This is a genomic window from Streptomyces sp. NPDC044003 (genome assembly GCF_056435185.1).
On sequence record NZ_JBWKFA010000004.1, the window covers coordinates 117,693 to 129,045 of the forward strand.

Sequence of the window (11,353 nt, forward strand, 5' to 3'; positions counted from 1 at the left end):
TCTCCCGGGAGCGGGATGGCCGGTCATGCATCTGTGAGCGTTCACAGTAGAGAAATGTTCCGGACACTTGTCAATGGTTGTTCGTGTGCGGTTATGTTGCGTTGCCACATCGAGATCGAGTGTGTGCACGTTCCCAACGAACCAAAGCTTCCCGCTTCCGAGGTTTCAGGAGAGACTCATGCCGCAGACCGCTCCCAAGGGCCTGCACCGGCTCGCGTTCGGCGGGGACTACAACCCCGAACAGTGGCCGGAAAGCGTCTGGCAGGAGGACGTCCGGCTGATGCGCGAGGCCGGCGTCACCATGGTGAGCGTCGGGATCTTCTCCTGGGCCCTGCTCGAACCCGAGCCGGGCCGGTACGACTTCGGCTGGCTCGACCGGATCCTCGACCTGCTGCACGAGAACGGCGTCCGCGTCGACCTCGGCACCCCCACCGTCGCGCCGCCCGCCTGGTTCTACCGCGCCCACCCCGAGGCCCTGCCCGTCACCGCCGAGGGCGTCCGCCTCTCGTACGGCTCACGCGGGGCGATCTGCCACAGTTCGACCGCCTACCGCACGGCCGCCGCCGGGATCACCACCGAGCTGGCCCGGCGTTACGGCAGCCACCCCGCGCTCGCCCTCTGGCACGTCCACAACGAGTACGGCGTGCCCGTCAGCGCCTGCTACTGCGACAGCTGCGCCGCTCACTTCCGCCGCTGGCTCCACGAGACGTACGGCTCCGTGGACGCCGTGAACGAGGCCTGGGGCACCGCCTTCTGGGGCCAGCACTACGGCTCGTACGAGGAGATCGACCCGCCCCGCGCCACCCCCACCGTCGGCAACCCGGCACAGCAGCTCGACTACCGCCGCTTCGCCGACGTCACCATCCGGGAGAACTTCCGGACGGAACGGGACATCCTCCATGAACTGACCCCGGGAATCCCCGTCACCACCAACTTCATGACCGCGCTCAGCCAGTGCGACTCGATCGACTACTGGGCCTGGGGCCGCGAGGTCGACCTCGTCACCAACGACCACTACCTGATCACCGACGGCCGCCGCACCCACGTCAACCTCGCCATGGCCGCCGACCTCACCCGCTCCGTCGCCGGCGGCGCGCCCTGGCTGCTCCTGGAGCACTCCACCTCCGGCGTGAACTGGCAGGCCCGCAACCCGGCCAAGCGCCCCGGTGAGATGGCCCGCAACTCCCTCGCCCACGTCGCCCGCGGCTCCGAGGGCGCCATGTTCTTCCAGTGGCGCCAGTCCCGGCGCGGCGCCGAGAAGTTCCACTCCGCGATGGTCCCGCACGGCGGCACCGACACCCGGATCTGGCGCGAGGTCGTCGCCCTCGGCGCCGGCCTCGAGGCCCTGGAGGAGGTGCGCGGCAGCCGGACCGTCCCGGACGTCGCCATGGTCTGGGACTGGCACTCCTGGTGGGCGCAGAACCTCGAATGGCGGCCGAACGCGGCCCACGAGGCCCGCGAGCGCGCCGACAGCTTCTACGAGACCCTCTACGACCGGCACCTCACCGTCGACTTCGCGCACCCCGAGTCCGACCTCTCGGCCTACCCGCTGGTCGTCGTGCCCGCGCTCTACCTCACCACCGAGGCCGCCGGGCAGAACCTCCGCGAGTACGTCGAGAACGGCGGCACCCTCGTCGTCTCGTACTTCTCCGGGATCGTCGACGAGCACGACGCCGTCCACCCGGGCGCCTACCCGGGTGCCCTGCGCGAGGTCCTCGGCCTCACCGTGGACGAGTGGTCCCCGCTCCTGGACGACCAGCGCGTGACGGTCACCGGGCCGGACGGCGCCACGCTCACCGCCGACGTCTGGACGGAGTTCGTCCGCCCGCGCGGGGCGGAGACCGTGTGGACGTACGCGGACGGCCCGGCCGCCGGCGGGCCCGCCGTCACCCGGCACCGGCTCGGCCGGGGCACCGCCTGGTACGTCTCCACCCGCCTCGACGCGGCCTCGCTCGACGCGATCCTCGCCGCCGCCTGCGAGGACGCCGAGGTCGCCCCGCGCACCGCGCTCCCCCACGACGTGGAGGTCGTGCACCGCGCCGGGGATGCCGGACAGCGGTACGTCTTCGCCCTGAACCACTCCGCCGAGGACGCCGAGGTGCCGCTGGACGGCTCCGGTACGGAGCTCCTCCACGGTGACGCGGCGGACGGCAAGCTCACCGTCCCGGCCGGCGCCGTCAGGGTCGTACGCCTCGACGCCTGAGCCCACCCCCCTGAACTCCCCGGGGGCGGCCCGCACCCGCTGCGCCGCCCCCGGGTGACCCGTACGACCGCAAGGAACCACCGCACGACACTCTCTCTGTCCGCCACCGTCGAAGGGACTCGACGATGCACCCCGTCCGCAGCCGCATCCGCCTGCGCGCCACGGCCCTCGCCGCCGCGCTCGGCGCCCTGCTCCTGGCCCCGCTCCCCGCGGCGCACCGGGCCGAAGCGGCCTCCACCCTCACCAACGCGGGTTTCGAGGCCGACGGCACCGGGACCGCCACCCCCTCCGGCTGGTCCACCTACTCGGCCGCCGGGCAGAACTCCGCCTCCTTCACCGAGGCCGGCGGTCACAGCGGCGGCTACCGCCTCTCCCACTGGTCCTCCGCGGCGTACAAGGTGGAGACGTACCAGTACCTCTCCGGTCTCACCGACGGCGACTACACCCTCAGCGCCTGGGTCCGCTCCGGCGGCGGCCAGAACTCCGCCTATCTCGCCCTGCGCAACTGCGGCTCCACCGAGCAGCGCACCGACCTCCCGGTGACGTCGAGCGGCTGGATACGGATCGTCACCCCGATCAAGGTCGTCGGCGGGGCCTGCACGATCAGCGTCAACTCGGATGCCAACGCGGGCAATTGGATCAACGTCGACGATCTCACCTTCACCTCCGGCACGACCGGGCTCGCCGTGAAGGGCGTCGACCTGTCCGCACTGAAGAAGAGCGAGGACCTCGGCGGGACGTACAAGTCGAGCGCCGGAGTCACCGGCGACCCGGTCGCCCTGCTCAAGAACTCGGGCGCCACCTACGGCCGCCTCAAGGTGTGGGTGAACCCGGCGGACGGCTACAACAACAAGGCCCGCGTCCTCGCGACCGCGAAGCGGATCAAGGCGCAGGGCATGAAGCTCCTCGTCGACTTCCATTACTCCGACATCTGGGCCGACCCGGGCGCCCAGACCAAGCCCGCCGCCTGGTCGGCCCACTCGTACAGCCAGCTGAAGACCGACGTGTACGACCACACGTACGACGTCCTCAACGCCCTCAAGGCGCAGGGCACGACGGCCGACATGGTGCAGATCGGCAACGAGATCAACACCGGGATGCTCTGGCCCGAGGGCTCCACGAGCAACTGGTCCCAGCTCGCCGGCCTGCTCAAGTCCGGGATCTCCGCCGCGAAGGCGGTCTCGTCGAGCACCCAGATCGCGCTGCACCTCGCCAACGGCGGCGACAACACGCTCTACCGCACCTGGTTCGACAACGCGACGGCGCAGGGCGTGAGTTACGACGTCATCGCACTGTCCTTCTACGGCTACTGGCACGGCGCGCTGTCCTCGCTCCAGGCCAACCTCGACGACATCTCGGCGCGTTACGGCAAGAAGGTGATGGTCGCGGAGACCGCGTACCCGTTCCGTCTGGACAGCGAGGACGCCCACGAGAACATCATCGACCTCTCCTCCGAGCTGGTCGCCGGCTACCCGGCGAGCAGCGCGGGTCAGACGGCCTGGCTGCGGGACGTCATGAACGTCGTCGAGGCGGTGCCGAACGGCCGCGGTCTCGGCGTCGTCTACTGGGAGCCGACCTGGACGGCCGTCGCGGGCAACGGCTGGGACCCGGCCGACCCCTCCTCGGGCAACGGCTGGGAGAACCAGGCCCTCTTCGACTACGACAGCAGGCTGCTGCCGGCGGCCGGGGTGCTCGCGCACCGCTGACCCGTACGGCGGGAGAAGGGGCGGGCCCGTTCGCGGGCCCGCCCCTTCGGCGCGTTCCGGCTACCACTCGGCCAGCGAGCCGTCGTCCCGGCGCCAGGCCGGGTTGCGCCAGCGGTGGCCCACCTCGGCGGCCCGTTCGACCGCCTTCGCGTCGACCTCGATCCCGAGGCCGGGGCCGGTCGGCAGGGCCACGTGCCCGTCCTCGTACCGGAAGACCGTGGGGTCGACGAGGTAGTCGAGCAGGTCGGAGCCGGTGTTGTAGTGGATGCCGAGGCTCTGCTCCTGGATGAGGAGGTTCGGCGCGGCGAAGCCGACCTGGAGGCAGGAGGCGAGCGCGATCGGGCCCAGCGGGCAGTGCGGGGCGAGGGAGACGTCGTACGCCTCCGCCATCGCGGCGATCCTGCGGACCTCCGAGATGCCGCCCGCGTGCGAGAGGTCGGGCTGTGCGACGGCGATCCCCTGGGCGAGGACCTTCTTGAAGTCCCAGCGGGAGTAGAGGCGTTCGCCGGTCGCGATCGGGATGGAGGTGGAGCGGACGATGTCGCCGATGTGGTCGCTCATCTCGGGGACGACCGGCTCCTCCACGAAGAAGGGCAGGTACGGCTCCAGGAGCGGCAGGACCCGGCGGGACATCGGGGCGGTGAGGCGGCCGTGGAAGTCGATCGCGATGTCGAACTCGTCGCCGACGGCCTCGCGGAGGGAGGCGACGCGGTCCACGATGCCCTGGGTGGCGGCCGGGGTGTCGATGAGCCGCAGCTGGGCGGAGGCGTTCATCTTGACGGCGGTGAAGCCCTCGCTCTTACGGGCCAGGGCCTCGCTCGCGACCTCGTCGGGACGGTCGCCGCCGATCCAGCTGTACACGCGGGCGCGGTCGCGGACGTTGCCGCCGAGGAGCTGCCACACGGGGACGCCGAGGGCCTTGCCGGTGATGTCCCAGAGGGCCTGGTCGATGCCGGCGACGGCGCTGGAGAGGACCGGGCCGCCGCGGTAGAAGCCGCCCTTGGTGAGGACCTGCCAGTGGTCCTCGATCTTCATCGGGTCCTGGCCGATCAGATAGTCGGAGAGCTCCTCTACGGCGGCGGCGACGGTGTGGGCGCGGCCCTCGACGACGGGCTCGCCCCAGCCGGTGATGCCCTCGTCGGTGTCGACGCGCAGGAAGCACCAGCGGGGGGCGACGAGGTAGGTGCGCAGGGCGGTGATCTTCACTTGGCGTCCTTCTTCACTTGCAGTCCCTTGGTCACTCGGACTCCTTCTTCACGAGCGGTCCCTTGGTCACTTGGACTCCTTCTTCACGGTCCAGCCGCCGTCGACGACCAGGTCGGTTCCGGTGATGTAGGCGGCGTCGGCGGAGGCGAGGAAGGCGACGGCGGCCGCGACCTCCTCGGGGCGGCCGAGCCGGGCGAGGGCGGTGGCGTCGGCGGAGATCCGTCGTCCCTCCTCGTCGACGTCGTTCCACACGTCGGTGAGGATCGGGCCCGGCAGCACGGAGTTGAAGCGGACCTCGGGGCCGTACTCGACGGCCAGCTGGCGGACGAGCGCGCACATCCCGCCCTTCGCGGCGGCGTACGCGGCGTAGCCGGGCAGGCCGAAGGCGGCGTGCACGCTGGAGGTGGCGACGAGGCTGCCGCGCGCGGCGCGCAGGTCGTCGAGGAAGACGCGGGTGGCGAAGTAGAGGGCGCGCAGGTTGACCGCCATCTCCCGGTCCCAGGTGGCGACGGGGAGATGGTGGGCGGCGGCCGGGGTGTGGACGAAGGCGTTGCTGTGGAGGACGCTCACGGGGCCGAAGCGGGCGTGGGCCTCTTCCCGGAGGGCTGTCCAGTCGGCTTCGGAGGAGACGTCGCAGCGGACGTAGGCGGCTCGGCCGCCCTCGGCGCGGATGGCGGCGGCGACGGCCTCGCCGGCCTCGTCGGCGATGTCGGAGACGAGCACCGCGGCGCCCTCGGCGGCGAGGCGGACGGCGCTGGCGGCGCCGATGCCGGAGGCCGCGCCGGTGACGACGGCGGTCTGTCCGGAGAAACGGTTCATGGGGGTGGGTTCCTGGTGTCTGCGGGGCGGGTCAGCGGGTGATGTCCTGGCCCGTGAGGAGATCGAGTTCGGCGCGGTGCGGGAGGCCTTCCCAGTCGCCCGGTACGGAGACGGCGAAGGCTCCGCAGAGGGTGGCGAGGCGGAGGCGTTCCGCGGGCGGGGAGCCGTCGAGGACGGCGGCGAGGTAGCCGGAGACGAAGGCGTCGCCCGCGCCGACGGGGTCGACGGCGGTGACGGGCACGGCCGGCCGGACGTGGACCTCGTCGCCGACGACGGCGAGGGCTCCCTCGGCGCCGAGCTTCAGGACGGCCTGCCGTGGGCCGAGCCGGGCGAGGGCGCGGGCCATCCGTTCGGGCTCGTCCTCGGGCACGAACAGGGCGGCTTCCTCGGGGCCGGCGAAGACGATGTCGGCGTACGGGAGGAGGCGGGCGAGCACGTCGGCGGCCTCGGCGCGGCTCCAGAGCCGTTCGCGGTGGTTGACGTCGAAGGAGACGGTGACCCCGGCGGCGTGGGCCAGGGCGACGGCGTGTTCGACGGCGGCGCGCGCGGTGGCGCTCAACGCCGGGGTGATGCCGGTGACATGGAGGATCCGGGCCGCGGTGATCCGGGCCGCGTCGACGTCCTCGGGGGCGAGCCGGGAGCCCGCGAGACCGGACCGGTAGTAGGTGACGCGGAGGCGGTCGGCGGTGCGGCGTTCCCTGAGCATCAGGCCGGTGGGGGCGGCCGGGTCGGTGCGGGCGGTGGAGACGTCGACGCCCTCGGCGCGCAGCCCGGCGAGGACCATCGCGCCCGTGGCGTCGTCGCCGACGCGGCCCGTCCAGGCCGCCGGGTGGCCGAGCCGGCTGACGCCGACGGCGACGGTCGCCTCGGCGCCGGCCCAGCCGAGGCGCATCGGGGCGCCGTTGGCCAACGGCCCGGGTTCGGTGGCGGCGACGACGGCCATGGCCTCGCCGAGGGTGACGAGTGAAGGGGTCGCGCTCATCGGCGTATCCCGTCGAGGAACGCGGCGGCGCGCTCGGCCAGCGCCGCCAGGGAACCGCCCTCGCAGGCGTCGCCGACGAGGGGGCCGCCGATACCGAGGGCGGCGGCCCCGGCGGCGAGGTAGGCGGGGGCGTCGGCGGCACCGATGCCGCCGGTCGGGACGAGGGGGACCTCGGGCAGCGGGGCGCGGACGGCGCGGAGGTACTCCGGTCCGCCGGTGGCGGCGGGGAAGAGCTTCACCATGGTGGCGCCCGCCCGCCAGGCGGTGAGGATCTCGGTCGGGGTGTACGCGCCGGGGAGCACGGGGACGCCCAGGCGGACGGCCTCGGCGATGACCTCGGTGGAGGTGGTCGGGGTGATGAGGTACGTGGCTCCGGCCTCGACGGCCGCCTGTGCCTCGGCGGGCGTGGTGACCGTGCCGGCGCCGAGGGCGAGTCCGGGCGGGGCGTCGGCGGCGTACTCGCGCAGGGCGTCGAGCACGCCGGGGGTGGTGAGGGTGAACTCGGCGGCGCGGACGCCGGAGGCCCGGAGGGTGTCGGTGACTTCGGCGAAGCGGGTGGCGGAGGCGGAGCGGAGGATCGCGATGACGGGGACGGCGTCGAGGGCGGCGCGCAGCCCGTCGTGCGGGGTGGTCATGGGCTTCTTCCTTGGGGGAGGTAGGGGGTGTCTTGCCGATCAGGCCGGATCAGGGAGCGGCGTCTGGTGCCTGGGGCCTCCCCAGGCCCGCCAGGGCCGAGGGGCCGCATCGCAAGGCGGAGGAGGGAGGCATGGCGGAGCCATGCCGACCGACGACAACGCGGCGAGGCGCGGCACCAGACGCCGCGAGCCCGGCCTGATCGGCAAGACACCCCCTACGGGTCAGTGGTCGGCGTACGGGGTGGTGGGCAGGCCCGTCGCGCCCGGGCGGCAGACGAAGAGGCGGCCGGCGTCGGGTTCGGCGCGCAGGCGGGCCTCGTCGAGACCCACGGACGCCGTCGTGATGACCAGGACGTCGAGCCCGGGTCCGGCGAAGGCGCAGCTGGTGACGTGGGAGGCGGGGACCTCCACGCGCGCGTGGAGGCTGCCGTCGGGCGCGAAGGCGAGGACTTCGCCGCCTCCCCAGACGGCGACCCAGACGCGGCCCTCGCTGTCGACGGCGAGGCCGTCCGGGACGCCCCGCTCGAGGACGGCGAAGGGGCGGCGGTCGCTCGGGGTGCCGGTCTCCGGGTCGTAGGCGAAGACGTCGACGCGGCCGGTGGGGCTGTCGGCGTAGTAGAGGCGGGTGCCGTCGGGGCTCCAGCCGAGGCCGTTGGAGATGGTGACGGAGTCGAGCAGGGTGACGAGCCCGTCGCGGTCGAGGCGGTAGAGGGCGCCGGCGCCGGGGCTCTCGTCGTACGCCATGGTTCCGGCGAGGAGCCGTCCGGCGGGGTCGACGGCGGCGTCGTTCATGCGGCGCGGGAGGCCGTCGTCCGGGAGCGCGGGCGCGGCGATTTCGACGGCCTCGGTGACGGGCCGGCCGTCCGCCAGGTGCAGGAAGGACGTGCCGGCGGCGGCGAGGAGGGCGCCGGAGGCGCAGGGCAGGAGGGCGCCGACGGGCCGGTCGAAGCGGAGGGTGCCGAGGTGCGCGAGGTCCGGCAGCTCCTCGCCGGGTGACAGGGCGGCCCGGTGGACGAGCCCCTCGGGGATGTCCACCCACAGGAGTTCCTGGCGCCGGGTGTCCCAGACGGGCCCTTCCGTCAGGCGTCCGGGCAGGGGGGAGCAGGGTACGGCCCTGAGGTGGTGCATCTGGCCTCCTCGGTCGGCGACTGGTGCGGCGCGAGAAAAACTACGGCTTCGTCTAACGGTTGTAAATAACCTGCCCCCCCCTTCTTCCAACCCTTTGAATAAGATCCGGTGACAGTGGGGTACGGGCAGGCCGAGCGGAGGACAGCACAGATGATCAAGCGGACGTCGCAGGAGATTCGCCGCCTCAACCGCTTCGAGGTCCTGCGCCGCTTCTACGCGGGCACGGGCGCGATGAGCCGTCAGGACCTCGCGGCGGCGACCGGCCTCTCCTTCGCCACCGTCGCCAACCTCACCGCCGAGCTCCTGGAGGCCGGCGTCCTCGTCGAGGCGGGCCACGAGGACTCCAGCGGAGGCCGGCCCCGCGCGCGGCTGGCCGTCAACGCCGAGCGGGGCGCGCTGATCGGCATCGACATCGCCGAGACCGCCGTCCACGCGGAGCTCTTCGACCTGGCCCTGGAGGTCCGGCACTCGGTCGAGCGCCCCCTCCCCCCGGGCGACGTCCGGCCCGCCGACGTGGTCGAGCAGCTCGCCGCCTGCGTCGAGGAGCTCCTGCACGGCTCCGGCGTGCCCCGCGAGCGGGTCCTCGGCGCCGGTGTGAGCGTGCCGGGCATGGTGGAGCGCGAGGGCGGCGTCTCCTCGTACTCCCCGTACTGGTCCTGGCGCGAGGTGCCGCTGCGGTCCCTGCTCGACGAGCGGCTCGGGCTGCCCCTCCGGCTCGACAACCCGCTGCGCGCCAGCACGGTCGCCGAGCTGTGGTTCGGTGCCGGGCGGGAGGTCGACGACCTGGTGGTGGTCACCCTGCGCGCCGGTGTCGGCGCCGGGATCGCGATCGACGGGCAGCTCTATCGGGGCTTCACCAACAGCGCGGGCGAGTGGGGTCACACCTGCCTCGCCGTCGACGGCCGGCTGTGCACCTGCGGCAACCGGGGCTGCGTGGAGGCGTACGTGTCCACCCGGGGGATCGCGCAGACCTGGCGCGAACTCGCCCCCGGCGACGAGCGGGCGGCGGGGGCGGACGACGCGGCGACGGTCGCCGCCCTGGCGCGCGCGGCGGCGGAGCGGGACCCGGTGGCCGAGGCCGTCGTCGACCGGACGGCCCGTCACCTGGGCGCGGCGGTCGCGAATCTGATCAATCTGCTCAACCCCCGGGTGCTCGTCCTCGGCAACCAGGTCGTCGACCTGCTCGGCGAGCGCCTCCTCGACGCCACGTACGAGGCGGTCACCCGGCACGTCCTGCCGCTGCCGCACCGGGCCGCGACCCTGCGGCGCAGCGCGGTGCCGCACAACGCGGTGACGCGGGGTGCGGCCGCCTTCGCCCTGGAGGGCTTCCTCGACGACCGGGAGGTCTTCGGCCCGGTCAGCCGCATGCGCCAGCCGCGTGAACGCAAGGGCGCCGGGCGCGCGGCCGCCGACACGAGCATGTGACGGAGGCCCGGGGCTCAGCGCGCCGGCCGGTGGTGGCCCAGGCGGGCCGACAGTTCGCCGGCGCCCTTGACCGCGAGGGCGGTGAGTTCGTTCTCCTTGTCCTCGCTCCAGCGGAGCACCGGCACGGAGACGGACAGCGCCGCGACGACCCGGCCCGAGCGGTCCCGCACAGGTGCGGCGACACAGCTGACGTCGGGGTTGGACTCCTGCTGCTCGACGGCGACACCGAGGATCCGGATCTCCGCGAGCGCGGCCCGCAGGGCGTCCGGGTCGGTGAGGCTCCGGGGCGTCATGCCGACGAGTTCGCGCCCTTCGAGGCGCTCGTCGAGCTCGTCCTCGGGAAGGGTGGCGAGCAGCATCTTGCCGACGGCGGTGCAGTGGGCGGGGAGGCGGCGGCCGGCCGCCGAGACCATCCGCACCGCGTGGCTGGAGTCCACCTTGGCGATGTAGATGACGTCCGTGTCCTCCAGGACGGCGACGTGGACGGTCTCGCCGCAGGTGTCGGCCACCTCGCGGGCGACCTGGTGCCCCTCGGCGGCGAGGTCGAGCTGCTCCGCGTACCGGCTGCCGAGCTGGTACGTGCGGACACCGAGCCGGTAGCGGCCGGGCTGTTCCGGCACCGGCACGAGGTAGGTGCGGGCGGTCAGGGTGGTGACCAGCTCGTGGGTGGTGGTGCGCGGCAGCCCGAGCCTGCGGGTGATCTCGGGGGCGGACAGCGTGCCGTCGCCCTGGAGGAAGAGCTCCAGTATGTCGAATGCCCTGGTCACCGCCGGAACGAGTCGTCCCATGCCCCCACCTCACCCTGACGCTGTTCGATATCCCGTACAACGACCGAAATCGCGGACAGAGACTAGCGCGGGCACCCTCCCGTCGACACCCCCGCGGGGCGCCGACCCCTGCTTCCCGGCCCGGCCTTTTCAGTCGGCCTCGGGCTCGGCGAGCAGGTCGTCGACGAGGGTGAGGCGCGTCTCGGGGAAGTACTCCGCGATCGCCTCGCGCATCATCGCCTCGCCCTCCGGGTCGGGGGTCCCGCACTTCTCCCGGGTCTCCCGGTCGGGCCAGCGGGCGTACGCCACCCAGGTCCCGTCGTCCGCCTTGTGGAGCCGGGAGCCGTAGCTTCCGCACTCCTGGTGGATCGCCACGGTCACCCGGTGCCAGCCGTCGACGAGCAGCTGCTCCCTGCCCGGACGCACCCGCCACCGGTACACCACCGCGAACATCTCTCCGCCTCCCTCGTCACGGCCGGCGG

10 protein-coding genes are annotated in these 11,353 nt (G+C 73.1%); 3 read left to right on the forward strand and 7 right to left on the reverse strand.

Annotated elements, in window-relative coordinates; translation table 11 throughout:
• Nucleotides 1-178 precede the first annotated feature (178 nt).
• On the forward strand, nt 179-2,203 hold the full coding sequence (locus AC07AW_RS17695; RefSeq protein WP_478816386.1) for a beta-galactosidase: 2,025 nt from the start codon (nt 179-181) through the stop codon (nt 2,201-2,203).
• 125 nt (nt 2,204-2,328) lie between these two features.
• Nucleotides 2,329-3,909: a glycoside hydrolase family 53 protein gene (locus tag AC07AW_RS17700; RefSeq protein WP_478816387.1), complete on the forward strand. Its 1,581-nt coding sequence runs from the start codon at nt 2,329-2,331 to the stop codon at nt 3,907-3,909.
• 60 nt (nt 3,910-3,969) lie between these two features.
• Here the strand turns inward: AC07AW_RS17700 and dgoD are convergent, their stop codons facing one another.
• The 5 genes from dgoD to AC07AW_RS17725 all read right to left on the reverse strand — a co-directional run bounded on the left by dgoD (nt 3,970) and on the right by AC07AW_RS17725 (nt 8,679).
• Nucleotides 3,970-5,115: a galactonate dehydratase gene (dgoD, locus tag AC07AW_RS17705; protein ID WP_478816388.1), complete on the reverse strand. Its 1,146-nt coding sequence runs from the start codon at nt 5,113-5,115 to the stop codon at nt 3,970-3,972.
• A 66-nt stretch (nt 5,116-5,181) separates the two neighbouring features.
• Complete coding sequence (locus tag AC07AW_RS17710; RefSeq protein WP_478816389.1) at nt 5,182-5,934, reverse strand: SDR family NAD(P)-dependent oxidoreductase; 753 nt, start codon at nt 5,932-5,934, stop codon at nt 5,182-5,184.
• 31 nt (nt 5,935-5,965) lie between these two features.
• Nucleotides 5,966-6,916, reverse strand: coding sequence for a sugar kinase (locus AC07AW_RS17715; RefSeq protein ID WP_478816390.1), 951 nt, complete (start codon nt 6,914-6,916; stop codon nt 5,966-5,968).
• On the reverse strand, nt 6,913-7,551 hold the full coding sequence (locus AC07AW_RS17720) for a bifunctional 4-hydroxy-2-oxoglutarate aldolase/2-dehydro-3-deoxy-phosphogluconate aldolase (RefSeq protein ID WP_478816391.1): 639 nt from the start codon (nt 7,549-7,551) through the stop codon (nt 6,913-6,915). Before AC07AW_RS17720 ends, AC07AW_RS17715 begins: the two co-directional genes overlap by 4 nt.
• A gap of 222 nt (nt 7,552-7,773) precedes the next feature.
• Nucleotides 7,774-8,679, reverse strand: coding sequence for an SMP-30/gluconolactonase/LRE family protein (locus AC07AW_RS17725; RefSeq protein ID WP_478816392.1), 906 nt, complete (start codon nt 8,677-8,679; stop codon nt 7,774-7,776).
• 150 nt (nt 8,680-8,829) lie between these two features.
• On the opposite strand from AC07AW_RS17725, the gene AC07AW_RS17730 reads away from it, so the two are divergent.
• Complete coding sequence (locus AC07AW_RS17730) at nt 8,830-10,104, forward strand: ROK family protein (RefSeq protein ID WP_478816393.1); 1,275 nt, start codon at nt 8,830-8,832, stop codon at nt 10,102-10,104.
• Nucleotides 10,105-10,118: 14 nt separating this feature from the next.
• Here the strand turns inward: AC07AW_RS17730 and AC07AW_RS17735 are convergent, their stop codons facing one another.
• On the reverse strand, nt 10,119-10,892 hold the full coding sequence (locus AC07AW_RS17735; RefSeq protein WP_478816394.1) for an IclR family transcriptional regulator: 774 nt from the start codon (nt 10,890-10,892) through the stop codon (nt 10,119-10,121).
• A 129-nt stretch (nt 10,893-11,021) separates the two neighbouring features.
• Entirely contained in the window at nt 11,022-11,324 is a 303-nt protein-coding gene (locus tag AC07AW_RS17740; protein ID WP_392155703.1) for an antibiotic biosynthesis monooxygenase, read from the reverse strand.
• Nucleotides 11,325-11,353 lie beyond the last annotated feature (29 nt).

What these genes read in the sequence shown, in the direction of transcription:
- AC07AW_RS17700 (WP_478816387.1), top strand. Translation starts at nt 2,329, where the DNA reads ATGCACCCCGTCCGCAGCCGCATCCGCCTGCGCGCCACGGCCCTCGCC.
- AC07AW_RS17735 (WP_478816394.1), bottom strand. Translation starts at nt 10,892, where the DNA reads ATGGGACGACTCGTTCCGGCGGTGACCAGGGCATTCGACATACTGGAG.
- AC07AW_RS17695 (WP_478816386.1), top strand. Translation starts at nt 179, where the DNA reads ATGCCGCAGACCGCTCCCAAGGGCCTGCACCGGCTCGCGTTCGGCGGG.
- AC07AW_RS17725 (WP_478816392.1), bottom strand. Translation starts at nt 8,679, where the DNA reads ATGCACCACCTCAGGGCCGTACCCTGCTCCCCCCTGCCCGGACGCCTG.
- AC07AW_RS17710 (WP_478816389.1), bottom strand. Translation starts at nt 5,934, where the DNA reads ATGAACCGTTTCTCCGGACAGACCGCCGTCGTCACCGGCGCGGCCTCC.
- AC07AW_RS17740 (WP_392155703.1), bottom strand. Translation starts at nt 11,324, where the DNA reads ATGTTCGCGGTGGTGTACCGGTGGCGGGTGCGTCCGGGCAGGGAGCAG.
- AC07AW_RS17730 (WP_478816393.1), top strand. Translation starts at nt 8,830, where the DNA reads ATGATCAAGCGGACGTCGCAGGAGATTCGCCGCCTCAACCGCTTCGAG.
- AC07AW_RS17720 (WP_478816391.1), bottom strand. Translation starts at nt 7,551, where the DNA reads ATGACCACCCCGCACGACGGGCTGCGCGCCGCCCTCGACGCCGTCCCC.
- AC07AW_RS17715 (WP_478816390.1), bottom strand. Translation starts at nt 6,916, where the DNA reads ATGAGCGCGACCCCTTCACTCGTCACCCTCGGCGAGGCCATGGCCGTC.